Source organism: Paenibacillus xylanexedens, assembly GCF_017874615.1.
In the GTDB taxonomy this organism is placed as follows: Bacteria; Bacillota; Bacilli; order Paenibacillales; family Paenibacillaceae; genus Paenibacillus; species Paenibacillus xylanexedens.
Genome location: NZ_JAGIKV010000027.1, coordinates 55598 through 80992 on the forward strand (window position 1 = coordinate 55598; position 25395 = coordinate 80992).

21 protein-coding genes and 1 pseudogene are annotated in these 25395 nt (G+C 42.9%); 20 read left to right on the forward strand and 2 right to left on the reverse strand.

The annotated features are described in order from the left end of the window. Positions 1-11 precede the first annotated feature (11 nt). The 3 genes from J2Z28_RS26405 to J2Z28_RS26415 are packed head-to-tail and all read left to right on the forward strand — an operon-like array spanning position 12 to position 3502. Entirely contained in the window at positions 12-866 is an 855-nt protein-coding gene (locus J2Z28_RS26405; protein WP_036671100.1) for an ABC transporter permease, read from the forward strand. 27 nt (positions 867-893) lie between these two features. Beyond that, entirely contained in the window at positions 894-1823 is a 930-nt protein-coding gene (locus J2Z28_RS26410; RefSeq protein ID WP_091030502.1) for a carbohydrate ABC transporter permease, read from the forward strand. A 20-nt stretch (positions 1824-1843) separates the two neighbouring features. Next, complete coding sequence (locus tag J2Z28_RS26415) at positions 1844-3502, forward strand: ABC transporter substrate-binding protein (RefSeq protein ID WP_415841515.1); 1659 nt, start codon at positions 1844-1846, stop codon at positions 3500-3502. A 222-nt stretch (positions 3503-3724) separates the two neighbouring features. On the opposite strand, the pseudogene J2Z28_RS26420 reads toward J2Z28_RS26415, so the two are convergent. Then, a pseudogene (locus J2Z28_RS26420) lies at positions 3725-4866 on the reverse strand (family 8 glycosyl hydrolase). 290 nt (positions 4867-5156) lie between these two features. Here J2Z28_RS26420 and J2Z28_RS26425 point away from each other — a divergent pair. The 14 genes from J2Z28_RS26425 to J2Z28_RS26490 all read left to right on the forward strand — a co-directional run bounded on the left by J2Z28_RS26425 (position 5157) and on the right by J2Z28_RS26490 (position 21861). Continuing rightward, positions 5157-6440 carry an SGNH/GDSL hydrolase family protein gene (locus J2Z28_RS26425; RefSeq protein WP_211085086.1) on the forward strand — a complete coding sequence of 428 codons (1284 nt, stop codon included), beginning with the start codon at positions 5157-5159 and terminating at the stop codon, positions 6438-6440. A gap of 41 nt (positions 6441-6481) precedes the next feature. Further along, positions 6482-7255, forward strand: a complete 774-nt coding sequence (locus J2Z28_RS26430) for an alpha/beta hydrolase (protein ID WP_211085088.1) — start codon at positions 6482-6484, stop codon at positions 7253-7255. Positions 7256-7326: 71 nt separating this feature from the next. After that, the gene (locus tag J2Z28_RS26435; protein ID WP_211085090.1) at positions 7327-7962 is read left to right on the forward strand and encodes a glycoside hydrolase family 11 protein; all 636 of its coding nucleotides are present in this window, start codon (positions 7327-7329) and stop codon (positions 7960-7962) included. Between the two features lie 133 nt (positions 7963-8095). Next, positions 8096-8935: a formylglycine-generating enzyme family protein gene (locus J2Z28_RS26440; RefSeq protein ID WP_211085092.1), complete on the forward strand. Its 840-nt coding sequence runs from the start codon at positions 8096-8098 to the stop codon at positions 8933-8935. Between the two features lie 346 nt (positions 8936-9281). Then, complete coding sequence (locus J2Z28_RS26445) at positions 9282-10397, forward strand: response regulator transcription factor (protein ID WP_211085094.1); 1116 nt, start codon at positions 9282-9284, stop codon at positions 10395-10397. 4 nt (positions 10398-10401) lie between these two features. Then, positions 10402-12183, forward strand: coding sequence for a sensor histidine kinase (locus J2Z28_RS26450; protein ID WP_211085096.1), 1782 nt, complete (start codon positions 10402-10404; stop codon positions 12181-12183). Positions 12184-12196: 13 nt separating this feature from the next. Then, complete coding sequence (locus J2Z28_RS26455; protein WP_211085098.1) at positions 12197-13738, forward strand: response regulator; 1542 nt, start codon at positions 12197-12199, stop codon at positions 13736-13738. 139 nt (positions 13739-13877) lie between these two features. Next, positions 13878-15533, forward strand: coding sequence for a type 2 periplasmic-binding domain-containing protein (locus J2Z28_RS26460; protein ID WP_211085100.1), 1656 nt, complete (start codon positions 13878-13880; stop codon positions 15531-15533). A 112-nt stretch (positions 15534-15645) separates the two neighbouring features. Next, a complete protein-coding gene (locus J2Z28_RS26465) occupies positions 15646-16611 on the forward strand; it encodes an ABC transporter permease (RefSeq protein ID WP_211085102.1) in 966 nt (321 codons plus the stop codon). Between the two features lie 12 nt (positions 16612-16623). Next, positions 16624-17526, forward strand: coding sequence for a carbohydrate ABC transporter permease (locus J2Z28_RS26470; RefSeq protein ID WP_017688457.1), 903 nt, complete (start codon positions 16624-16626; stop codon positions 17524-17526). Between the two features lie 283 nt (positions 17527-17809). Then, the gene (locus tag J2Z28_RS26475) at positions 17810-18184 is read left to right on the forward strand and encodes a response regulator transcription factor (RefSeq protein WP_211085104.1); all 375 of its coding nucleotides are present in this window, start codon (positions 17810-17812) and stop codon (positions 18182-18184) included. Continuing rightward, positions 18174-18809 carry a hypothetical protein gene (locus tag J2Z28_RS26480; RefSeq protein WP_017688455.1) on the forward strand — a complete coding sequence of 212 codons (636 nt, stop codon included), beginning with the start codon at positions 18174-18176 and terminating at the stop codon, positions 18807-18809. Before J2Z28_RS26475 ends, J2Z28_RS26480 begins: the two co-directional genes overlap by 11 nt. After that, on the forward strand, positions 18802-19764 hold the full coding sequence (locus J2Z28_RS26485) for a sensor domain-containing diguanylate cyclase (protein ID WP_211085106.1): 963 nt from the start codon (positions 18802-18804) through the stop codon (positions 19762-19764). The genes J2Z28_RS26480 and J2Z28_RS26485 overlap by 8 nt, the downstream gene beginning before the upstream one ends. 1299 nt (positions 19765-21063) lie before the next feature. Next, entirely contained in the window at positions 21064-21861 is a 798-nt protein-coding gene (locus J2Z28_RS26490) for a peptidase (RefSeq protein WP_211085108.1), read from the forward strand. A 73-nt stretch (positions 21862-21934) separates the two neighbouring features. Here J2Z28_RS26490 and J2Z28_RS26495 read toward each other — a convergent pair whose 3' ends face one another. Beyond that, entirely contained in the window at positions 21935-22279 is a 345-nt protein-coding gene (locus tag J2Z28_RS26495; protein ID WP_074095086.1) for a winged helix-turn-helix transcriptional regulator, read from the reverse strand. 265 nt (positions 22280-22544) lie between these two features. Here J2Z28_RS26495 and J2Z28_RS26500 point away from each other — a divergent pair, with 265 nt between their 5' ends. From J2Z28_RS26500 to J2Z28_RS26510, 3 genes are all read left to right on the forward strand, one after another. Next, the gene (locus tag J2Z28_RS26500; RefSeq protein ID WP_211085110.1) at positions 22545-23648 is read left to right on the forward strand and encodes a Gfo/Idh/MocA family protein; all 1104 of its coding nucleotides are present in this window, start codon (positions 22545-22547) and stop codon (positions 23646-23648) included. Positions 23649-23925: 277 nt separating this feature from the next. Next, entirely contained in the window at positions 23926-24666 is a 741-nt protein-coding gene (gene nfsA / locus J2Z28_RS26505) for an oxygen-insensitive NADPH nitroreductase (protein WP_211085112.1), read from the forward strand. A gap of 138 nt (positions 24667-24804) precedes the next feature. After that, the gene (locus J2Z28_RS26510) at positions 24805-25230 is read left to right on the forward strand and encodes a MarR family winged helix-turn-helix transcriptional regulator (RefSeq protein WP_211085114.1); all 426 of its coding nucleotides are present in this window, start codon (positions 24805-24807) and stop codon (positions 25228-25230) included. The last annotated feature ends 165 nt before the right edge of the window (positions 25231-25395 follow it).

A 25395-nucleotide genomic window follows, 5' to 3' on the forward strand; every position in this document is an offset into this window, starting at 1 on the left:
TGTATCTGCTGATCCTGCCACCGATTGCTTACTTTATTATTTTCAAGTATGTACCCATGGTGAATGCAGTCCTGGCATTTAAAGATTACAACGTCATCAAGGGGATCTGGGGCAGTCCGTGGGCCGGAACCAAGTATTTCGAATTACTTTTCAAAAATCCGGCGTTTGTCATGCTAATCAAGAACACACTCTACATTTCGTTTTACAGTCTGATCGTTGGTTTCCCGATTCCTATATTACTGGCGCTCGCGCTGAACGAAATCAAAAACATACGATTCAAAAAAACAGTACAAATGGTGACGTATGCTCCATATTTCATCTCTACCGTTGTTATGGTCTCCATCATTATGCTCTTTCTGTCTCCTAGGCTGGGTATTGTCAACACGATTGCAGGCGCCCTTGGTTTCGAAGCGGTGAATTTTCTCGGAGAGCCCGGACTGTTTCGATCCATCTACGTATTCTCAGATGTGTGGCAGGGAATGGGGTACTCCGCTGTGATATATCTGGCTGCTCTGGCAGGTGTTGATCCATCCCTATATGAAGCCGCCAAAGTGGACGGAGCCAACCGAATACAGAAAATCATCAATGTAGATCTGCCTGGACTACTTCCGGCAGCCGTCATCATTCTGATCCTGAGTGTAGGGAATATCATGGCTGTTGGGTTCGAAAAAATATATTTGCTGCAAAATCCGCTCAACCTGTCTGCTTCGGAGATCATCTCCACGTATGTCTATAAAATAGGCTTGCTGAATGCCAATTATAGCTTCGCTACTGCGGTTGGCCTGTTCAACTCGGTGATTAACCTGATTCTGCTATTAATCGTAAACGCGGTCGCCAAGCGACTGTCCAATACAAGCTTATGGTAACGGGAGCGAAAGGAGGAGAACCAACTTATGCCTAACACACAGACAAATGCAGGTCGTTCCCGGATCAAGAGCAGCAGTACGATTCGTGAATCCTGGGGAGACCGCGTATTTATAACGGTTGTGTACTTCATGCTGACTGTGGTGCTGATTGCCGTGCTGTATCCCTTGATATATATTGTGAGTTCTTCGCTCAGCAGCCCTGCTGCCGTCTCCTCGGGAAAAGTCTGGTTGTGGCCCATTGACCTGACGTTCGACGGTTACAAGTCTGTATTGCGGAATGATCAAGTCCTTACCGGGTATGCCAATTCCCTTTTCTATACAGCCTGCGGCACTTTCATCAGCGTGGCACTGACCATTATGATTGCTTATCCATTATCCAAAAAAACGTTTGTTGGCCGTAGCTCGTTAATGATGTTTATTACCTTCACCATGCTGTTCTCGGGCGGTTTGATCCCTACCTATCTGGTGGTCAAAACCATGGGACTGATTGATACCCGCTGGGCGTTGCTGATTCCCAATGCCGTCTGGGTATGGCAAGTCATCATTGCCCGTACCTTTTTTCAGAACTCGATACCGGAAGAATTGTCCGAAGCAGCAGACATCGATGGCTGCAGTGACATCCGGTTTATATTCAGTATTATCCTGCCACTCGCCAAACCGATTATCGCCGTGTTGTCACTTATGTACGCTGTCGGTCAGTGGAATGCATACTTTGACGCCCTCATCTACCTGAAATCACAGTCGCTCTATCCGCTACAGCTGATATTGCGCAGTATTCTTATTCTGAACAGCAGTACGGGGAACATGGATGCATCGGAAATGATCAAACAGCAGCAGATGGCTGAACTCATGAAGTACTCGTTAATTGTGATGGCCAGCTTGCCGGTGCTAATCATCTATCCTTTTGTTCAACGGTATTTCGTGCAAGGCATGTTGATTGGCTCAGTCAAAGGATAAGTTCATTTTTTCTATTATTCATGAGGGAGAGGATTGTATTGAAAAAAGCGGGATTCATCATTCTTGCCTGTATGCTGTTTACCTCGTTGGTACTTGCCGGATGTTCAAGTTCTGATAAGGGGAACGGGGAAGGCAGCGATCCATCAGGCAAGACGGCCATTAATGTGTTTGCTCACCAGGGTTCGGATACCAACCTGTCCACTAACAAATTCACGAAGAAAATGGAAGAGAAGTTTGATATTCAGTTCAACTGGACTACGGTTCCATTCGACGGTGCAGCGGAGAAAAGACAGATTTCACTGGCTTCCGGTGATTACCCGGACTTGTATCTGCTCATCCCTTGGGTAGATCGTTTCTCCCAGACAGACTTGTTGAAGTTTGGTCAACAGGGGGTTATTTTGCCGCTGAATGATCTGATTGAGGAGCATGCTCCCAATATTAAAAAAGTACTTGAGAGCAATGACTATTATCGGGCCATGAACACTGCTCCTGACGGAAATATCTATGGTCTGACGGGTCTGAATGAATGTTTTCACTGTTCATACCCGAACAAGATGTGGGTCAACACCAAATGGATGGAACAACTGGGCCTGACAGAACCCACGACGACAGAAGAATTTAAAGAAATGCTTCGGGCATTTAAAACGAAAGACCCGAACGGGAACGGCAAAGCCGACGAAGTACCACTAAGCGGTTCGACTGAAAATTTCGGTGTGCACATTATTCCGTACTTGATGAACGGTTTTATCTATGACGACGATCGGAATTATCTCATTGTCAATCAGGGGAAAGTGGAGACCGTAGTGAACAAACCGGAGTGGAAAGAAGGGCTTGCCTATATTAAATCCCTGTACGATGAAGGGTTGATTGATCCAGGGGCATTTACCCAAAACGTCGGGGCCTTCAAAAAAATTGGAGATAACGCTGATGCACAGCTTCTCGGTGCGGGAGCAGCGATGCATCCATCATTATTCGTAACCACTGCCGAAGGTTCTCCTTACGGGAATGATTACAATCCCATCCCTCCATTGAAGGGACCCCATGCTGCTTATGCTACGTACAACTATCCGATTGATCCCGGAGCGTCCTTTGTACTGACAAACAAAGCCAGTGAGGAAACACAGATCGCGGCCATAAAGCTGCTGGATTATCTCTATACCCAGGAAGGAACCATGGCATCATATCTGGGAGAAGAGGGCGTAAGCTGGCGCAAACCACAAGAAGGAGAAGTGGCGCTCAATGATCAGATTGAGCCGTTATATAAAGCCATTCCGCTTCCTTCTGGAGAAGAACCTCGTAATGACAGTTGGGCTGCATTGAGTCAGTACAATCATTATCAGGCATATCGGGACTCCGAAGTACAGGGGACAGACATCTATGCCAATGATGGTGGTGAGCGACGTCTCTATGAGGCGACATTGTTAATGGAGGGCAAGGAACCGAAAGAGATTTTCCCTCATTGGGCATTGTGGGTAGATCCGTCCCAAGCTGATGAAGCCAGCATGATGCAGACCAATCTCAAGGATTACATCGATCAGAACGCCCTGCAATTTATTACAGGCGCCAAAAGTCTGGATAAGGATTGGGATGAATATGTGAAAGGCCTGGAGGGACTGAACATTAATCGATATCTGGAGATTATGCAATCTTCCTATGATACTTCTTCCGTTTCCAAATAATTAAAGTCTCTGAATCATACAGAGCGGGAAAAGTTACTGCCTGTATTTGCACAACCAAACGTTCCCGGTTCGCAGTCAATATATGCGAGCCAGGAACGTTTTTTATTGATATAGATTAAATCGTAATAACATTGCATCCTTCTTAAAATTCTGTGATTGAACCTGTCCTGCAAGCCAAACGTTCACAGGACAGATTCAACGGCTCGTGCAAATTCCCTTAGTTTAGTACATGCGATATTTTCCGCTTAGAGCGAGCATGCTGAAAAAATACAAGCAGTTGTCGTAATAACGTCGCTCTCCCTGACGCAAAGGTGTGTTCCAGAACTTGCGAACGAATGTGTCAGCATGTGGACCGTCCGCAGCCAGTGAAGCCATGGCATTGGTAGCCAGCAAACCTACAGGATGCAGTGAAGGTTCGTCGAAAGGTTCACCTTCTATTGTATAACGACGATAATCGGACATTTCAATATCACTGAAGAAGGATTGAATCCGATTGGATTGTTCGATCTGCCAGTGATCCTTGCGGAACCATTCCCAGTCCAGCGCTATATTCGCAGCAACACGGTAGGCATCACTGTAAAAATGTCTGAAATCACCATGCGGCTGTATTGGAGCCGGAGAGCCGTCATAGTTCGCATATTCAGGTGATAGTCCGGTTACGGGATGGCAGGCTGTATGAAGGTAAGCTCTACTAGCGGCCGCCGCTTCTTTCCAGAAGCGCTGATCTTCTTCATCCGCATATTTCGCGAATAGCTCATAAAAATGAGGCAGATGGTAGGATGGGTCACTAAACGGTGTTTCTGGTATGAATTTGATCAGTTTTGTTTCCGGGTCCCACATGGGATCGCCTTCGCCGTCTTCGCCTTGATGTATACATGCACGAAGGATCTTGCGGGCTTGTGCCTTGTAATCATAAGGTTCAGCGCCATCACCCCAGCGGTTGGAGGCAAAAAAAGCGCCATGGCAAAAAACTCCTCACCATCAGGAGCAGGACCTTGCGAGAGTCGGGTTCCGTCAGGCTTGCAATGCCAGGCAAAATAATCTTTATAACGACCCGCTTTATGTTGCATAAACGTGTGTGAGAAATTCCAGAGTCGATCAAATTCTTCTTTTTTGTCCATCTGAACAGCCATCATCATGCCATAGGACATGCCCTCGGAGCGAACATCGAGATTACCGGTGTCCAGCAAATAACCCTTGTCCTCACCCATGGGGTAATATATTCGAGTATTGTCATCGCCATAAAACAGCTCGTTCCATGTTTCTTCCAATCTGTTCGTGATCTCATTCTCATCGTAGCCTAGCTTCAAAAACAGATTTGTATATGTACCCGTATCCCACGCGCCTTGACCCGTGATATTCATGAGTATCCTCCTTCATCAATGCGGTTTTTCAAAATTATAACATGGAAATAGTATACAAATTAAAGCGTTTACATGAAAAATTATAGGTGTTCAGATCTGCATGTCATTGTACTCAAATTAAAATGATATATTGGTTAAAATCCTATACTTTGTCAGGTTGTTGTAAAATTATGTAAGGGATACACTTTGGGAGAAGGATCACATCTGATCTAATAATAATACAAGCTGTGATCCTTTAAAAGTTGTTTGAGGATGGTCAGAATCTAACCGGAAGGATGTGATGATGATTTATGCTCCAGGATTCAGGAGATGCAGGTGAAAACACGGAATTCACTGCACCGCGCGATCCAGTTGGAGTGACAGCGTCGGCAGTCAAGCCCGCAATTGATTTTGAGTCACCTAGATATCGCGACATGATTGGCCGATCTCTTCTGAACAAGGGAAATAATGTCAGATTAAAACGAGCCATTGAGAAGGCAAAAAACGGTGAACCTGTCGTTATCGCTTATATTGGAGGCTCCATTACCCATGGTGCTGGTGCAGTACCTATTCATCTCCAATGTTACGCTTATCGGTCGTATGAGTCGTTCAAGTTTATGTTTGCGCTTTCAAAAGATAGTCCGATTCATCTGATTAAAGCAGGTGTGGGTGGAACTCCTTCAGAACTGGGGATTGTACGTTATGATCGTGATGTGCTGAGGGGAGGTGCCGTTCAGCCGGATATTGTCATAATCGAATTCGCAGTCAATGACGCAGATGATGAAACCCAAGGTAAATGTTACGAGAGTCTGGTACTCAAAGCACTTACTGCCGATAACAAGCCAGCGGTCATCTTGTTATTCAGTGTATTCGAAAATGACTGGAATCTACAGGATCGTCTCGCTCCGGTAGGCTGGCATTATGATCTGCCAATGGTAAGTGTGAAAGATGCTGTCGTAGATCAGTTCAACAAGACAAAAGGTGAAGGCAACGTTATTTCCAAAAAGCAATTTTTCCATGATATATATCATCCAACTAATATAGGGCATCGAATTATGGCCGATTGTTTGGAATATTTGTTCGACGTGACGAATCGTTCTGAGTGGGATGAGAAAGATCATGATATTGAAAAAGCTCCGCTAATTGGAAATGAATTTGTTAATGTGAAGCTGTTGGATCGGAAAAACGGTAATCACATTGCCCGAATTGATGCAGGCTCTTTTTGTAAAACGGACACGGATCTGCAGATGGTTGAGATGGATGCTCATGACTATGGTACACCTCAGTTCCCCAACAACTGGATGCGTACAGGAGAGGGAAAAGAGGATCAGAGCAGCTTTCGGATATGTTTGCAGTGCAAACGCCTCATTCTGATCTTCAAGGATTCTGGTAACGATGAATTCGGAACTGCACATATTAAGGTAGATGGGGTATTCGTCCAAAAAGTCGATCCGCATCAAGTGAACTGGACCCATTGCCATGCCACACTTCTGCTTAACGAAGAGCATGTGGGGGAACACTCCATCGAGATCGAAATGGCGGAAGGTCATGAACATAAATGCTTCACTATTCTGGGTTTTGGCTATGTGGATTAACTGAAGACTGATAGTCACTCATATGTTCGGAGGAAAAGAGAATGGAATTGATCTCACCAGCAGTAACGGGATATGACCAGTATCGGGAGAATATACCACGTGGAGTCATGGAGACGGTAGAGTATCCTTCCACCACGGTTGGCAATTCCCGTAAAGCTATGGTGTACACCCCACCAGAATTTTCTTCGACAACGATGTATCCTGTACTTTTTCTTTTGCATGGTATTGGCGGAGACGAAACCGAATGGCATACTCATGGTTCCCCGCAAATTATTCTCGATAATATGTACAACGATAATTTGCTTGAGCCCATGGTTATTGTTTTCCCCAACGGTCGCGCTATGTCGAATGACCGAGCCGAAGGAGACCTGTTTGAACCTGAGAAAATCAAAGCATTTAAACGGTTTGAATCCGATCTGCTCAACGATTTGATACCTTACATGGAGTCGAACTACCCTTTGCATAAAAGCCGGGATAAAAGGGCGATTGCTGGTTTATCCATGGGTGGAGGTCAATCCTTAAATATCGGATTAAGTAATCTAGACCATTTTGCATGGATCGGTGCTTTCTCCGCAGCCCCAAATACCAGAAGTCCGGAGCTACTTGTCCCTGATTTTTCGAAAGCGCCTTCATTACTCTCGTTGTTATGGATCTCTTGCGGTGAACAGGACAATCTCATAGAGATTAGTCTTGGGGTCCACCAATATTTGGCGCAACACGGAGTACCTCACATTTGGCATGAGGAACGTGGAGGACATGATTGGCCCGTGTGGAAGAACGATCTGTATCTGTTTTCGCAACGTCTTTTCAAGTGAATTTGCTGAGAAACATTCATATCGGATTGTAGCATCAACCAAATCTATTAAAATATCAGGAGGTATCATCCATGTTCAAATTTGGTAAAAAATTAATGACCGTTGTTCTCGCAGCTTCCATGAGTTTTGGTGTCTTTGCAGCAACATCCAGCGCTGCAACAGATTATTGGCAAAATTGGACAGATGGTGGAGGATCGGTCAACGCTGTTAATGGATCAGGAGGGAATTATAGTGTAAACTGGCAGAATGTAGGTAACTTTGTTGTAGGGAAAGGGTGGACATCTGGTACGCCTAATCGAGTGGTCAATTACAATGCCGGCGTATTCTCTCCTTCAGGTAACGGCTATCTCACTTTCTATGGTTGGACTAGAAACGCTCTAATTGAATATTACGTGGTGGATAGCTGGGGATCGTATCGTCCTACTGGAACGTATAAGGGCTCTATGACTAGTGATGGCGGCACATATGACATCTATACTACGATGAGATACAATGCACCTTCCATTGATGGTACTCAGACTTTCCCTCAATATTGGAGTGTTAGACAGTCCAAGAAACCAATCGGAGTTAATTCTACCATTACGTTCAGCAATCACGTGAATGCATGGGCGAGCAAAGGGATGAACCTTGGAAGTAGTTGGTCTTATCAGGTGATGGCAACAGAGGGTTATCAAAGCAGCGGAAGCGCAAACGTGACGGTTTGGTAAAACTGATGTGATGCAGTTCAACGTCTGCACCTGCATTTGAATTCAATTTTCCGGCAACGTTGAGGAACGTTATTCACCAAACTAACGGACCTCAACGTTGCCGGATTCAAGCTTAGTAAAGGAGAATAATTGAATGAGGAAGCTGGTATGGTTAACTTTAATCGCTATAGTTGTTAGTCTAAGTGCTTGTTCAGCAAGTAATACCAAATTAAACGATGACTTGGTATTCGTCGAAGGGGGAGCCTTCAAGAGCAGTAAGCCGAGTCAGATTGATAGGAATGAAACGCTGGAATCCTTCTATATTGGCAAATACGAAGTAACTCAAAAAGAATGGATGGAGGTTATGGGGGAAAACCCTTCCGGCTTCAAGGGAGATGATCTGCCTGTTGAAATGGTCAGCTGGTATGACGCAGTGGAATACTGTAATCAAAAAAGTATAAAAGAAAACCTGAAACCTTATTACAATATAGACAAAGACAACCAGGACACGAATAATCACAATGAAAACGACAATATAAAATGGAATGTAACGATCAACGAGGACGCCAACGGTTACCGTTTACCCACAGAGGCAGAATGGGAATACGCTGCAAGCGGAGGTCAAAAGAGCTTAAATTACACATACAGCGGAAGTAACAATCCTGATGAAGTTGCTTGGTACTGGGTAAATGCCGGCGAGAACATTCTGACGGGTGACTGGAGCTGGCCCGCTATTGAGAGCAACCGTAATCAAACCAAAAAAGTCGGAACTCAGAAGGCGAATGAGTTAGGAATCTATGATATGTCTGGGAATGTGAGAGAATGGTGCTGGGACTGGTACAGCGATTCGGAGAGTCCAAATCAAACTTGGCGAGTTGTGAAAGGCGGAGGCTGGATCGGCGGTGTCAATAACAATGAAATATCATTCCGTGGCAAATTTGATGCAAATGGTTTTGGTCCCGATCAAGGATTCCGTATTGTACGTGGAGAATGATTTTTTTTTCCTGACAGTAGATTACTTCTGAGCTAAACCTATACTTTGTCGGGTGAAAACCTATAGTTTATCAGGTTGTTGTACCAAAATGTAAGCGTTACACTTGAATTGTTATCCGGCGCTTCGCTACAATCGGAGCGTTCTTATAGTACGGTCTGATGAAACCATTTCCTATGTTATTGATCAATGACGATGAGACTGGTGGAAAATTTGTTCTCCAAGTTGTGCGAGCAGACAACAATCCTGCTGTTGTTCTGCTGTTTAGCGTTTTCACAGCAACTGGAATCTACCTATAGATATAGATTAAATACATGCAGCTGATCACGGACAAAAGAGAGGTGAGCTAATGTACAAGGTCATTGTCGCGGATGATGAGCCGTTTATGCTAGAAGGATGGAGAACGATGATTGACTGGCGAGCTTGTGGATATGAGCTCTGCGGAACGGCAACGGATGGGGAGGAAGCACTTGCTTTATTCAACTCGGTTGAACCGGATCTTGTCGTCACGGATATTCAAATGCCTGTTATGGATGGTCTTGGTTTGATTCACACCTTGCGAGAAGATCTCGCCTATACCTCTAAAATTGTTATCGTTACAGGATACTCCGATTTTAATTACGCGAAGCAAGCCATACGCTATCAGGTCGATCAGTACGTGCTTAAACCTCTTGTTCCCGAGGAGATCCATCAAATCCTTATGGAAATGATTGAACCTCTGGACAAACGCAGAAATGAGCAAAAACAGCAAAATGGAGTCATGGTTACAGATGAAGCCTATGAAAATCATCTTAATGAATATCGAATAAGCGAAGAATATGATTTAGAGCATATGATGAACATTTCCAAAGAGATCTTGGTACTGATTGAAGCAGGAAACACGTATTCCATTGATATTGCATTGAGTGCACTGCTAGAGAAGAGTAAGAAAGCTGAGGTTTCGTTGGAATGGATACATCATGTCATCCGATATATCCATGGGGAGTTGCTACGAAAATATGGGAAAAGAGAGGTTTGCAGAGAAATACTATGTGAAAAAGAATGGCATGAGGCTGCGAGTTGGTCTTCTGGCACATTGCAAGACCTGTGTGTTCGACTGTCCAAGCAACTTTCCCAGTCTGAATTGAAGCAAAAGACGGGTACGGGAGGACTTGTTGCAGAAGCAGTGAATGAATTGAAGCAACACTATCGAAGTAAAATTAAATTACAAGATGTAGCTAATCGTATTCACGTGAATTCTGCCTACCTGGGTCAACAGTTCAAGCGGGAGATGGGGGTCAGTTTCATTGACTATGTGCACCAGCTTCGTGTTGAGGAGGCCCGTAAACTCCTGCGACGTACCAATATGAAGATCACTGACATTGCATTCAGGCTAGGGTATCATGATGCTGAATATTTCACCCAAAAATTCAGAGCGCATACAGGGGAGCTTCCGTCAGTCTATAAAAACAAAAACCAAGGGTGATTATATGCGTCATAAATTCTGGATGTTCCGTAAGGTTAATGATATTCCTCTCCGATCTAAATTTCTGCTTATCTATGTACTTAGTATTCTCCTTCCTGTAATAACGATTAATATCTTCTTCTATCAACGAACCTCTGCGGATATCAAGATTAGAGAACAGGAAAATCTGCGTAAATCCATCGACAGGGCTGCGGGGGAACTGCTAGGCATGATTGATGAGAGCGTTGCTCTGAGTCGAATTATTGCAGCAGACGATTCGCTCTATGAGGCACTGGATCGGACATATCATTCCCCCGTGGATTATTACAACGTGTACCATGCATTCCTGCGAGATAAATTAACACGGTACATGTCAGCGAATATTCTGGAGGTGCGTATCTACACGGATAACGATACCATTCAGACGGGCAGTCACTATATCGTGATGAAAGACAAGAATGTACTCCCTGGATTGAAACAGCTGAAATCCACCAGTGGAGGCATTCTTGTCGTTGATTATATTGAGCCATCCGGATTTAACGCGGGAAGAAGAATCAGTGTGATTGGCACAATGGATACCTATACTTCCTATGCCAATTACAACAAGTATTCCAAGATTGATCTGGAACTTAGCCGGGTGTATAGCATTTTAAATCGTGAATCAGACAGTCTTCAGCTGCGTCTGGTGGACAGCAACAATCGAACTGTCGTTTCAAGTGGGGAATTCAGCGAAACCGACTTATCCCCCCTTGATAATGAATCGATGCTCAAGGAATCTGGAGATTCTGCTTACACGCTCGAAAAATCGTTGGGAAATCTAGCCTACCTAAAGGGTTGGAAATTGATTGGAGTTGCCGATACGCGTCACCTTGACCACCTTTTGCAAGAAGCCTTCAAATCAATTCTGGGGTTGCTCGCATTAAGTATCGTGGTCCCCTCTTTATTGATCTACATTATTTTGCGTTCCTACCACTATCGGATTCGCAAGCTATCCAGACATATGGAGAAGGTTCGTAACGAACGATTCGATCTGATTGAAATTCACGAAGGCCGCGACGAAATTGGCGGGCTTATTCGTACATTTAACATCATGATTGGTAAAATTCATACGCTGATTAATGACGTATATAAACTGGAAATCAATCAAAAAGATCTGGAGTTGGATCAAGTGAGGACTGAATTGTCCATGCTCCAGAGTCAGATGAATCCTCATTTTTTATTTAACACATTGAATGCCTTACTGGTCGTTAGTACGAAGAATGGATATACAGAAGTAATTGAGATTATTAAAAGTCTGTCCAAACTGATGAGACAGTTGCTCAGTCATTCTGACAATTTGATTCCTTTGCAAGAAGAGCTGCAATTTACGAATCTTTATCTCCAGATTGAGAAGTTTCGCTTTGGAGAGCTGTTTGATTACACCTTCGAGGTTGATCCTGATACAGCTTCGTTGCTCATTCCCCGAATGAGTATTCAACCGCTCGTCGAAAATGCCTGCAAACACGGCTTGCAGGCGCGAAAGAATGGAAGACAGATCAAGATAACGGCGACACGAAACGCTTCTGAATTGCTTATTCAGGTGATCGATAATGGAATCGGTATGGATGCAGGGAGACTAACCGAGCTCCTGCGAGATATTCGTTCTGAAAGACCCAGGAACGGCGAGCATGTAGGACTCCGCAATGTCTACCGCAGGTTGGAACTCTTTTATGAAGGAAATGCGATATTTGATCTAAGCAGTGTACCTGGAAAGGAAACTATTGCAGGGTACCGTATACCGATCTCCAAGCTGGAACAGAGGAAATAGGAGGTGAACTCTCATGTATAAAGTACTGTTAGTCGATGATGAACCTTATGCCATTGAAGGGTTACAGCTTCTGATCAATTGGGAAAAGTATGGTTTCGAAATCAGAGGCGTGTGCGCCAACGGTGAGGAAGCCATTCGGATGATGGAACAAGATCGACCTGATCTCGTGGTGACAGACATTCGTATGCCTGTGATGAATGGGCTGGAACTTGTAGAAGAAGCACGACGATTGGAACATGAGTCTGTGCTGTTTGTCATCACGAGTGGATACAGTGACTTTAATTATGCCAGACAAGCTATTCGATTAGGTGTCTCCAACTATTTAACCAAACCGGTTGACAGTACAGAAGCAGAGGATATGTTGGTCCGTCTCCGTATGCAATTGCAGGAGCGTGAAAACCAGGAGCGTATAAGGGAACATGCAAACGAGCAAAGGATCAAAGCGTTTTTGTCCGCACTGATTAAGGATAAGCAAAATATATCGGAGCAGGAGATGTCAGAGATCCTTCCTCGTTTAAACAAGTCCCATTGGGCATACCTGCGGATAGCCTTTCAGGGAGATATTCAGGAAGTCTGTTCAGTAGTCGAACAAACGGCTGAAGAAACAACTTGCTGTTATGTGATTGACAGAACAAGAGACTCATTGGGACTTGTATGGGGGAAGGAAGCGAATGATAGAAATGAGACATTTGAAGCAATTAAAGCTTTTACCCAGCGTTTGATGAATAATATGCAACATAACGGCTGCGGAGATATTCATATCGCGGTTGGATTAACGGTCAACAAACTGGAGCATTTATCTGAATCCTTCCGCTCCGCTCAGGAAGTTGGGCGTTATTTGTTTTTTAATCAAGAGCGTCTTTTGTTTGCCGAAGATATTCAGCTGGAGAATTGGCAGTTTGATCCGGAAACGCTGTCAGAGGTGGACCATATTTGCGATTTGCTTGAAAACGGTTCTGTGGAGGAACTCTCGTCTGCGATTCGGAGTGCTTTTGAACTGTTTGTACAGATGAAGGCTGCGCCAGAGATTGTACATATTTTCTCTACCCATATTATATTCCGCGGACTGTCCCTGTGCAGAGAATTAGGAGGAGAACCTAATGCTCTAATGAACGAATTGGCGAGAGGAATTCTGGAGAAGGGCCATCGAAATATAGAAGAGGTTGCTAACAATCTGGAACATTTCTGTTTGCAATGCAAGTCAGCACTGGCAATTTTCCGGGAGAGGCAAATGGGTGGCATCCAGGCGACGGTTGCTGAATATGTGCAGATGCATTACAGGGAGACATTTACGATCCAGGAGCTCGCAGAACGATTCTACGTGAATCCTGTCCATTTAGGGCAATCCTTTTTGCGAAAGTATGGTAAGGGTGTAATCGAGGTAGTACATGATTTAAGAATGGAAGAAGCGAAGCGTCTGCTCCAGCAGACGAATCAAACATCCAGTGCGATTGCGGAGCAAGTAGGGTACCGCAGTTACCAGCATTTTCTCAGACACTTCGAAAAACGAACAGCCATGAAACCAGTAGAATACAGGCAAAAGTATGCGAATTGATCCATGAAAAAGAAGAACCCCTCCTGAATAAGACCTACAATTACAGGGGGGTAGACCTTAAATGTATATATTTTGTAACCGCATACATTTCTTCATACTAAAAACAGTAAGACATACCACTTCCAAGGAGGGCAAGTACATGGGGGGACTTAAGAAAAAGAAGCTTTGGGGTTCCGTATCACTCGTTCTGGCTTTGAGTTTGGCACTGGCAGGATGCAGCGGTGACAATGAGAAAGCGACTACAAAGGATGGGAAAGAGGTACTGAACATTTCGGCCTTTATCGGAACGCCAAATCAGGCGCCAGCTAAAGATAACCGAATCTACAAGAAGATTCAGGATGAACTCGGCGTTAATCTTGAGATGGAGTTTCTAGTAGGTGATCTTCAACAGAAGTTGGGCGTTATGATTGCCGGGGGCGATTTCCCGGATCTGATCACAGCAGACACCAAGTTGGTCTCAGCGGGTGCGGTTATTCCGCTCGAAGATCTCATTGAAGAGCATGCACCTAATCTGAAGAAACATTTCGGTAAAGACTGGAACCGGATGAAAGATTCCAGTGACGGACATATTTACTGGTTGCCTAACTATGGAGTGTATACAGGAGAGTTCATTAGTAACTATTATTCTGGTCCTGCATTCTGGATCCAAAAGTCCATACTGAAGGATGCCGGGTACCCAACTCCAAAAACGTTGGATGATTTCACAACGTTGGTCCGTGATTATGCAGCCAAGAATCCAACGATTGATGGTCAACCGACGATTGGTTTCACTACTTTGGCTTCAGACTGGCGGACGTTCCCTTTGCTTAACCCACCTGAACATCTTACGGGTCACCCCAATGACGGGGGCGTAGTCGTAGATGATAGTGGAGTCGCAACCGTTTTTGCCGACAAAGATATCTCCAAACGGTATTATAAGGAACTAAACAATCTGTACAACGAGGGATTGCTGGATAAAGAAGCCTTTGTTCAGAACTACGATCAATATCTGGCCAAAATTTCTTCGGGACGTGTGCTTAGTATGTTCGACCAGCACTGGAATTTCCAAGCCGGCGAAGACCCACTCGTAGCACAGGGGAAAGTTGGCCAGACATACGTAGGCTTCCCGCTTGTCTATGATACAAGTATCACAGATCATTATCTGGATCGTCCGGTCATTAACTTGAACAATGGTTTTGGTATCAGTAAAGATGCCGAAGACCCTGTCGCACTCATCAAATTCCTCGATAAGCTTATGGACGAGAAGTACCAGAAGCTCTTGTCATGGGGTGAAGAGGATGTAGACTATCAAGTGAATGAAGAGGGAAGATTCTATCGTACACCAGAGCAACGGACAGAGCAGGATGATCCAGCATGGAGATTGGTTAACAAAGCTGAAGGTTTCTACGCTGCTGCACCGAAGCTCGAAGGAACATTTGAAGATGGCAATGCAATTGGAGCGATCAACCAACCTGAGGAATTCTATGACAACCTCAAACCGGAAGATAAAGAACTTCTGGATGCATATGGCTTCAAAACGTGGAGTGACTTCTTCTCTCCTGCACCAGAAAATCCAGTGTACTATCCAGCATGGCAGGTCGATCTGAAAGAAGGCTCTGATGCTGCGGTAGCGAACAAACAAATGACAGACACTTCATTGAAATTCTTGCCTAAAGCAATCATGTCAAAACCGAATGAGTTCGATAACATTTGGACTGAATATGTAGACGCTTACAAGAAGATCGATGTTAAATCCTATGAAGATCGAATTAATGATCAACTGAAATGGAGAATCGAGAACTGGTCTGTTAAATAAAAAAATGCGGCAATGATTCTCTCGGAAGGTATCAACCAAAGGATTACTCAGGCGAGTGCCTTCCGGGGACATCATCCTTAAAGTCGCTGCAAGCCAATAGGAGGAGTGAAAGATGGCGAACACGCCTGGAGCCATACCAGAGCAAACCACCCGTACAGTCGTACCCAAAGCACCACTGTTAAAACGATTGCGCGGACAAAGACAACTCATGTTCATGTCATTGCCCATCGTTGCGTACATTCTCGTATTCTCGTATTATCCCATTTGGGGCTGGGTTATGGCCTTTCAGAATTACAGTCCTGCCAAGAATTTCTCCCAGCAGGAATGGGTCGGGCTCAAACACTTTAAGTTTTTGCTAACAGACGATGCATTTCTTAACGTGCTTCGTAATACTATTGCGATGAGCGTCATCAATATGGTGCTCGGATTTGCGACAGCAATTATATTTGCCATTTTACTTAATGAGATCAAACATAAGTTATATAAACGAACCATTCAAACAATATCGTATTTACCTCACTTTCTCTCATGGATTATTGTGACAGGAATCGTAGCAAGTTCACTATCTGTAGATGGTGGGATTGTGAATGTGGTACTCATGAAGCTGCATATCATTCAAGAACCTATCATGTGGCTTAGCGTTCCGGAATACTTCTGGGGCATTGTAGGCGCATCCCATGTATGGAAAGAAGTTGGCTGGAATGCCATTATTTATTTGGCGGCCATCACGTCTATCGATCCTTCCCTCTATGAAGCGGCAGAGATTGATGGTGCGAACCGATATAAGAAAATGCTGTATGTGACCTTACCCGGAATCAAATCCATTGTTATCATTTTGCTGATCATGAATATGGGCTGGATTTTGGAAGCTGGATTCGAGGTTCAGTATCTGTTAGGTAATGGTGTGGTTGTCGACTGGTCACAGACGATAGATATATTTGTCCTGAAGTACGGACTACAGATCGGGAATTATTCTTTGGCTACTGCGGCAGGTATCTTCAAAACAGTAGTTAGTATCACTCTGATCTTTGCGGCGAATTCAATTTCCAAACGGCTCGGGGAAGACCGATTAATATAAGGGGGACTAGAGATGGGAATCAATAAATCTCGGCTTGAACCGATTGTCTTCCATACGTTAAATGGTATACTGATGATCGCAATCGCGATTGTTACCCTATATCCGTTTGTGAATACACTCGCCGTATCATTCAATGCCGGTAATGACACCATCCGGGGTGGGATTTATCTGTGGCCTCGGGTATGGACAGATCAAAACTACAGAGCAGTATTTGCAGGAGGGACCATCTTCAGCGCCTTTGGTATATCTGTGGCGAGAACGGTTTTGGGGACAGTTTTAAGTCTATTCTTAACCTCCATGCTGGCTTACACACTAAGCCGAAAAGATTATATATTAAGAAAGCCCATTACCATTACAGTTGTTCTGACGATGTATTTTAGTGCAGGTCTTATTCCAACTTACTTCCTAATGAAAGATTTGCATTTGTTAAACAACTTCTTGGTGTACATTATTCCTGGGTTGATCAGTGCCTTTAATATGATTGTTATTCGAACTTATATCCAGACACTACCCGAGGGATTGATCGAATCAGCCAAAATCGATGGTGCTGGAGATTTCAGAACATTCATTTCCATTATTCTACCGCTGTGCCAACCGGTTCTTGCTACTGTTGCACTGTTCATTGCAGTCGGTCAATGGAATTCTTGGTTTGATACGTTTCTGTATGCATCTTCCAAACAAAACCTAAGCACGCTGCAATATGAGTTGATGAAACTATTATCATCTTCTATGAATTCCAACAGCAGTGCAGCCGTTGCCAATGGTGCAGATCTTGGTGCTGCGCGTAACATGGTCACACCTGTATCTATTCGGGCAGCGATTACGATTGTTGCGGCATTACCTATCTTAGTCGTATATCCATTTTTGCAGAAGTATTTCGTTCATGGCTTGCAGCTTGGAGGGGTAAAAGAGTAAACTTAATGCAGTTCCAGATAACCGATCAAAAACGGTCACTAGGTGACCGTTTTTTTCATGTTTTTTAAAAGGCAGGTCTTAGTATATCAATTGCACACGAATCTAACTTATTCAATAATGTTGTTGACAATTAAATTAAAGTTACTATAATTTATATTTACTTGATTCACCAGTCAGTCTCTTTTCAGGGTGCCACTGCGCGTGAAAGCCCTATATCAAGAACTGTCCACAGCGCCTGACCATCCCGAGCTCTTACCATTTTATCAAGGAGACTGAAGAGAAAATGAAAGTATTAATCGTGGAAGACTCCATTTTCGTACAAAAATTGCTTACAAAGCTGATTGTTGATCATATTCCAGAATGCGAGATTCAGATTGCTAATAATGGAGAGCAAGGATACAACCTATTCAAGGAATTTCAACCTGATTTTATAACCACCGACCTGCTAATGCCTGGTTTGAACGGACAAGAAATGCTTCGAATGATTCGAGAAAAGGATAGCAATGTCAAAATTATTATCTTATCTGCAGATATTCAGAAGACAACTAGGGATGAAGTTGAAATGTTAGGCATTTCTGGTTTTTTGAATAAACCGTTAACCGCAGAGAAGGCAACTACCATGATTCAACTGATTCAGGCGGCCTATCATGCTGAATGATTTACAGAAGGATTTGCTTACTGAACTAGTGAACGTTTACGTGGGACAAGCGGCTAACATGTTGTCAGAGATTGTGGACAAGCGTATCGTTTTGAATATTCCGGAAGTGGAACTAATCTCCATATCCGATGTTGATCCTGGAGATCGAAGATACAACATTTTCTTTAGTGAAGGTCACCTGTTTAGGTCATCTTTACAGTTTGGATACGAATTTCAGGGAAAAGCATTTCTGATGTTTCCTGTTGAGCAGGCCAAAGTATTGGCAAACATCTGTCTTGGAGAACTGGGTGAGAGCGTTATACCGAACGATCCGAACCTGATGGACACGGATTTGGACGTTTTGAAGGAAGTTAGCAATGTTCTGCTTAACGCCATTATTGGAGAATTCGGTAATTTTCTGGAGATCAAACTGGAATACGTCCTGCCTGATATTGAACTGATCTATGTCACCAATTCCGATCAACAAATATTGCTTCAGAATGAAGTCTATGTCCTGGTTTTACATACCTCGTTTTTACTTGCCGATACGGATGTGACAGGTATCATTGTCATAGCATTAAGTATGAACTCCATATCGAGCCTGCTGGCCAAAATGGACGCTTTGTTGGAGGCGGACAATGGATAATCTTATATCACAAGCTTTGAACAAAGCCCATATGGGAATAATGATCGTGGACAGGCATTTGAAAGTTGTTGTGTGGAATGCCTGGTTGGAGCGCTTTACTGGCAAGAATGTAGAAGAGGTAGTAGGCTTAAATTTGCTTGAGGTCTGCCCACGGTTTAAGTCGAACATGTATTTAAATATTTTGCAAAATGCGCTGTATCATGGACAGAGCAGATTTTGCTCAAGCGCTTTACATAAGGCATTCATTCTTCCTAATGAAGGAGAGGATGAACAATTATTCAGACAAAATATGCATGTTGAACCGCTCTATCATGAAGATCGGAGTTATGCCCTTATTCAGATTACTGACATGACAAACACCAATACCAGGGTATATAAACTTAAAAATCTGATCAAAGAACTGGAGACGGAGTACGCCAAAATCAAAATCTCCGAGAAAATCAGCAAACATTTGTCTTTGCATGATCCACTTACCGGTCTGCCTAATCGTCTTGCTTATAATGACCGTCTTGCCTGGGCCATCAGTAATGCCCAAAGAAACCATAACAAACTAGCCGTCATGTTTGTGGATGCTGATGGGTTTAAACAAGTGAATGATACATATGGACACCATGTTGGCGATCAAGTGTTGCTGGAAATGGCAAAGCGATTAAGCGAAACAATTCCAAGTGCGGACACTGTAGCTCGGCTTGGCGGGGACGAATTCATCATTTTAAGCCATCTGAAAGATGATCACGATGCTGAAGTCATCGCCAAAAGATTGGAAGCTGCATTCAGTACCCATTTCAAAATTGCCGGAAACTATATCAACCTTTCGATGAGTATTGGTATCAGCCTATTTCCCAAGCATGGACAGGAGCCTTCCGAACTTCTGAGACATGCGGATGGAGCCATGTACAAGATTAAAAAGAATGGCAAGAATGGTTACGGAATTTATGAACCTGAAAATGCTTAATAATTCTAAAAATGTCTTTTAATAAAGTTGCTACAATAGCAACTTTATTTGTCTATACGATTAACATAAGAAAAAATACGTTTTCACCTCTATTACTGTGCGGAATGCCGATTATCTTAATCATAGTGGACTATTTTATATTCAAAGGTTACAAGAAGCGCAGGGGTGTGAAGACGAACGATAAGTCGGTGGCTCCTGATGGTCAGCAAGCTAATATTAAACCATAGGATTAATGTTGCTACCACAATATTGAGAGGGACCAGAGGATGGCCCGATTGAGAGCCGCTATATTAGCGGCTTTTTTGGATTTTAAATAAAGAGAAGTCTGAAAGAGGCAATAGTCAAAACAGTACCAAAAGCAAGGAGAAAAACGCCTCTAAACTTGATGCCCATCATATCGTATTCATGGAGTTCAACCTTCGTACGATTAAAAGGCCAGGAGTTAGGTCGTCTCAGTGCTCTAACCCCAAAGAATAAACCAATCATTCCAAGCAACAGAAAGAAAAAGAAGAAAAACATATCATCCCGCCTTTAACAAAGATAAGTAATATGGAAGCCTATTGATCATATTGATTTGCCTATGCTGGCTGAGAATACATACTTTATGAAGGGTTACGTGGTTTGAACATTTTGTAGAAGATCAAACTGTATACATACGCCATCACCATAGGGATTAAAATACGAAGCGTAAGACCAGATGATGTTCCATACATTAAAATACCACACTTTTCCGTAATCTTTGGCGATCCACTCTACAATAGTCAATATGAGAGCTGATACAACTGCTACTAACCATGGATGTGCTCGATGCCTGTTAATATAGTATATCATAAGACATCCAGCCATAAGGAAGAGACCCACATCGAATGGCAGAGCTGAAAAGGAGCGATTCGTGAATTCCGGAGCAAGGTGTCAAAAGTAATTAAAACCGATGTTATTGAAAACAGCGGATGTTGCCACACCAGACGGAAAAAAGATCAGAAGCAAATCCAGACTCTTTCTTAATATCCAGCAACCCACAAAAATAGGGATCACAAAACCCAATATCACATTCAACAACATAGAATTAATCACTCCCTTGTGGATGGTTTCACTATTGTTGACTGAAATACATCTTATAAATATGTCTTTGATGTTAAGGTAAGAAAACTAGCGAATCTATTTCAAAAAAACTGGAACAGTGTTATGATATAAAAGGGAAATAAATCTAATTATTACAATAAATTCAATATATTTACAGAGGGGTATTAAAGATTGAAACTATAATCCAAATATTTTTTATTATGAGGAGGATAAACTATGAATAAGAGAAAAACGAAGAAAGTTAGTACGGTAATGATTTGTATTCTATCGTTATTTTTGGCATCTTCAACAGTCCTGGCTAATACTGCATCTTCACCGTATAGTACACCCAAAATTAAGGGACACACGTACACTTTCACATCTGAAGTATGGACTCGAAATTTTACTACAGGTACGACTGCTGAAGCCGTTGCATCAGTGAAGGCTTCAGCAAGTGTTCCAAATGGATATATGGGAGCTATGGCTAGATTGTACACATCTGCCGGAAGCTTAAAAGCTTCAAGTTCCATGACATATAATACGTCGAAAATCTCTAGTTTTTTTGTCTACTCTCCAAGAATAACGACTAAAACTACGTATTATGCTCAGAACGTTGGTGAATTCTATAATGGGAATGGATACACTCGGTATACTGGATACAAGTCGCCACACTTAAAGTTATCGAACGTAAATTCATCAAATGTTTTATTTGAAAACAACACTGAAACATCGGAAACGATTCACGAATTATTGCTTCAAACTAAATATGATGTCAATTCACAGGGCGATACCTATGGCTCAGCATTATCTGAACCAATCATTGGGGTTGAACCCGATTTGATTGCTGCAATTGGCACCAATGGAATCGAGGGTTATCTAAAAGCTGAAGATCTTACACCTAAAATCACTACCATCGAAGAAGCCTTAGCACAAACACAAGTGAATGGTACTGTTCGAACGATTCATTTGTATGGTGTAGAAGGAGACAATATTATTGGAGAATTTGATGTAGTTACTGATTATAAAGTAGAATAGAAATTTTTCAGAGTAAAAGAGCCGCTAAATTTGCGGCTTTTTTGGGTTAAGCTATCCATTTCAATTAAGTGGTTTAGCCGTATTCTTTGCCAAAGTCCTCCATCTTTTCAAGGATCGGTAGTAACTTCATTCCCTTGTCTGTTAACGAATACTCAACTCGCGGAGGAACTTCCGGATATACATCGCGTTGAATAACACCATCATTCTCCAACTCTTTAAGCTGCTTTGTGAGGGAGCCTTGAGACAAATCTCCAAGGAATTTTTTGATATCCGTATATCGACGTGTTTCGTCTTTTAGGTACCATAAGATAAAATATTTCCAACGTCCAGAAAGGACATTCTGAGTAAAAGCTATGGCGTACATGTCACTTTTTCCATCTATAAACTCTTGTTCAAATCCTTCATTGCAAACTCTCATTCATATCACTCCTGATCCAAAGGTACATAAAGATGTACTATGTTCATTTAAATTGCCCTCTTTGCTAATAAAACAAATACACCTATGATGGTGTCAACACCAAAACAATTTAGTTTACCTAAAGTATGAAAGAATAATTAATGTTATCTCGATTGAATAGTTAGCAAGCTAAATAAATATATCATAGAAATGAGTGACTGATAAGGGCTGGAGACAAACCGATCTTCGATCATACTGTAAATTTTAACAAGGGAGATGTTTAACAATGAGTAAAAAAATTCGTACAGGTATCATAGGGGCATCCATTAATAACGGGTGGGCGAGTGGTACACATATTCCAGCTATTCAGCATTTGGATGAGTTCGAGCTTACAGCAGTTGGGACAAGTAATATGGTGAGTGCAAAGAAAAGCGCAGAAGCTTTCTATGCAGATCACGGCTTTGACAATATGGAGGAGTTGGCTCAGCATCCTGATGTGGATATGGTCGTTGTCAGTATTAACGTCAAGGAACATTATAACGCCGTTAAAGCCGTCGTGCCTGCGGGCAAACCAATCTATTGTGAATGGCCACTGGGGTCGAATACAGAGGAAGCCTTGGAAATGCAGGAATGGATAGCGTCCGCACAACTGCCAAATGCGATTGGATTACAGGCTAGACAAGCCCCGGCCGTTCAATATGTAAAAGATTTATTGGCAGAAGGTTATGTGGGTAAAGTATTATCTGCTAATTTGAAGATATCCATTGATGGCATGGGTGGCGTTGGTGACAAGTCGACTGCGTACTTGTATGACCGGAAAGTTGGAGGGAACTTGCTGACCATTGTAGGGGGCCATAATCTGGATGCCTTCACTTACATGCTTGGGGACTTTACAGAATTGTCTGCCACCACAGCTCAACAGTTTTCAGAAGTTGAATTGGTAGATATTCAGAAAGTCATCAAGAAAACAACAGATGATCAGATCATGATTACAGGGAAATTGACTAATGGGGCAGCAGCCAGTGTTCATATTCAAGGTGGAGTCAAACATCAGACAGGACTCACACTTGAAATTTTCGGAGACAACGGCACGATTGTTTTGAGCGCCCCTGCATCCATTCAATTCGGATCACATCAATTACGCGGTGCAGGATCTACGGACAACGAGCTTCGTGAACTACCCATTCCCGATGCCTATTACTCGGCTCCACATTCTCTATATAACGACTCCGGAATTGTTCTGAACATGGCTCAGGCCTATCGTAAGTTTGCCAAAGATATTCAAGTAGGTACTACCTTAGCACCTACTTTCGCGGATGCGGTGAAACTTCATCAGTTACTGGATGCCGTCGAGAAATCAGCCCAGACCGGTGAACGTCAATATCTATAACCCTCACTAAACGGAACAAAATCTGATCCATCCATATACTTAGCATGCTAAATATATTCGCCTATAGAAAGGGCACACATATCTGTGCCTGTCCAGAACGAAGGAGAAAATCGTTATGAAAAAAAGAAGTGAAATGCAACTGGCACTACGGATGGCTGTAGGAACGTAGTTTGTTCCATAAGGAATATGAAGGAAAAAGACTACGCGAGAATATGAGCGTTCCTTACGAATACGGATTGCAGGAACATGGAATCAACGGATAAAGGAGAGGTTTTTAATGAATAACACACTCGAATTGCTTCATAACCATACATCGTTTCGTTCTTACACATCTCAACCCCTAACTGAGGAACAAATAGATGCAATATTTCAGGCAGCAAATCAAACTTCATCGTTCAGTCTTCTGCAGGCGGTATCCATTATTCGCATCACAGATCCAGTACTTCGAAAAAAACTCAGACATCTGTGTGTCGATCAACCCTATATTGAAGAAGCGGCAGAATTCTGGATCTTCTGTGCAGATTTCAACCGAAATCATGAAATCGCTCCAGATGTGGATATTGAATATATTGAATTTCTGTTGATTGGTTCATTCGATGCTGGCCTGATGGCACAAAATGCGTTAACCGCGGCTGAATCGCTGGGACTTGGCGGAGTGTTCATTGGTGGGGTCAGAGCCAATATTAGCGAACTATCTGACGTATTGAATTTACCTAAATATGTTATCCCTCTGGTGGGATTATGTATCGGTAATCCAGCTGGAGATAAGCCAGAACTGAAACCTCGGCTCCCTCAATCCATGGTATTACTTGATAATCAATACCAACCAATGGATCAAGAGAAATTAGCAATCTATGATGAGACCATGCTGAAGTATTATGAAAATCGTCCGACGAGAGCTCCTTTCACCGTAAAAAAAGTAAAAGGATGGAGCGACCATATCCAGGATCACCTCGAGAGAAGTATTCAACCGCAAATGATGGCCTATTTGAACAAGCAAGGTTTTTCCAAAAAATAAGGACTAAACCAGTCTTTCTGGTGAAACTTGGATAGGAAAAGGCCCTTAAAGACGACACTAAGGTGAATTGACACCTATATATCCCCATGATACATTTAGTCTGCTAAATATAATTCGGATGTTAGGTAGGGATCGTTCATGACAGATGCAGTAGATTGTGATATTCGACATTCTTTAGACCGAATTTCCTCCCAAATGCGTCGAAACTATAGTGAATCTCTTCGGGAACTTAATCTCTATGTAGGACAAGATAATTTGTTGTATCGGCTGTGGTTGGGTGATGGGGTAACACAGATGCAACTAAGTGAACATATGAAATGCGAACCACCAACGGTCACAAACATGGTCAAATCACTGGAGCAGAACGGATTTATATATCGTAAACGTGATGTACAGGATGCAAGGATCATGCGTATCTTTCTAACCGATAAGGGCAAAGAATTAGAAAAACCGGTTGAGTATAAATGGAGAGAGCAGCAAGAGAAACTACTTCAATCCATTTCTTCGGAAGATCGGCTGATATTGAGGCAATTCATGCAACAAATGGAGCGAAATATCTTATAACTTATGCCAAGCTTCACGTAAGCTAAATGAAGTGAACGAAGCAGAGCCGCTATTATAGCGGCTTTTTTTATTATGGCTTTAGCCAGTTGAGTGCGTGAAACGCGCGAAACAAAAAACCACCCGCTATGCGGGTGGAGGGATCGAGGGTTTGACCACCAAGACCAT

Bases quoted from the DNA above. Each gene is read 5' to 3' on its own strand.
- J2Z28_RS26440 (WP_211085092.1), top strand. From the start codon at position 8,096: ATGAGGAAGCTGGTATGGTTAACTTTAATCGCTATAGTTGTTAGTCTA.
- J2Z28_RS26475 (WP_211085104.1), top strand. From the start codon at position 17,810: ATGAAAGTATTAATCGTGGAAGACTCCATTTTCGTACAAAAATTGCTT.
- J2Z28_RS26465 (WP_211085102.1), top strand. From the start codon at position 15,646: ATGGCGAACACGCCTGGAGCCATACCAGAGCAAACCACCCGTACAGTC.
- J2Z28_RS26500 (WP_211085110.1), top strand. From the start codon at position 22,545: ATGAGTAAAAAAATTCGTACAGGTATCATAGGGGCATCCATTAATAAC.
- J2Z28_RS26495 (WP_074095086.1), bottom strand. From the start codon at position 22,279: ATGAGAGTTTGCAATGAAGGATTTGAACAAGAGTTTATAGATGGAAAA.
- J2Z28_RS26490 (WP_211085108.1), top strand. From the start codon at position 21,064: ATGAATAAGAGAAAAACGAAGAAAGTTAGTACGGTAATGATTTGTATT.
- J2Z28_RS26445 (WP_211085094.1), top strand. From the start codon at position 9,282: ATGTACAAGGTCATTGTCGCGGATGATGAGCCGTTTATGCTAGAAGGA.
- J2Z28_RS26470 (WP_017688457.1), top strand. From the start codon at position 16,624: ATGGGAATCAATAAATCTCGGCTTGAACCGATTGTCTTCCATACGTTA.
- J2Z28_RS26430 (WP_211085088.1), top strand. From the start codon at position 6,482: ATGGAATTGATCTCACCAGCAGTAACGGGATATGACCAGTATCGGGAG.
- J2Z28_RS26415 (WP_415841515.1), top strand. From the start codon at position 1,844: ATGAGGGAGAGGATTGTATTGAAAAAAGCGGGATTCATCATTCTTGCC.
- J2Z28_RS26460 (WP_211085100.1), top strand. From the start codon at position 13,878: ATGGGGGGACTTAAGAAAAAGAAGCTTTGGGGTTCCGTATCACTCGTT.
- J2Z28_RS26455 (WP_211085098.1), top strand. From the start codon at position 12,197: ATGTATAAAGTACTGTTAGTCGATGATGAACCTTATGCCATTGAAGGG.
- J2Z28_RS26510 (WP_211085114.1), top strand. From the start codon at position 24,805: ATGACAGATGCAGTAGATTGTGATATTCGACATTCTTTAGACCGAATT.
- J2Z28_RS26435 (WP_211085090.1), top strand. From the start codon at position 7,327: ATGTTCAAATTTGGTAAAAAATTAATGACCGTTGTTCTCGCAGCTTCC.
- J2Z28_RS26480 (WP_017688455.1), top strand. From the start codon at position 18,174: ATGCTGAATGATTTACAGAAGGATTTGCTTACTGAACTAGTGAACGTT.
- J2Z28_RS26450 (WP_211085096.1), top strand. From the start codon at position 10,402: ATGCGTCATAAATTCTGGATGTTCCGTAAGGTTAATGATATTCCTCTC.
- J2Z28_RS26485 (WP_211085106.1), top strand. From the start codon at position 18,802: ATGGATAATCTTATATCACAAGCTTTGAACAAAGCCCATATGGGAATA.
- J2Z28_RS26425 (WP_211085086.1), top strand. From the start codon at position 5,157: ATGCTCCAGGATTCAGGAGATGCAGGTGAAAACACGGAATTCACTGCA.
- J2Z28_RS26410 (WP_091030502.1), top strand. From the start codon at position 894: ATGCCTAACACACAGACAAATGCAGGTCGTTCCCGGATCAAGAGCAGC.
- nfsA (WP_211085112.1), top strand. From the start codon at position 23,926: ATGAATAACACACTCGAATTGCTTCATAACCATACATCGTTTCGTTCT.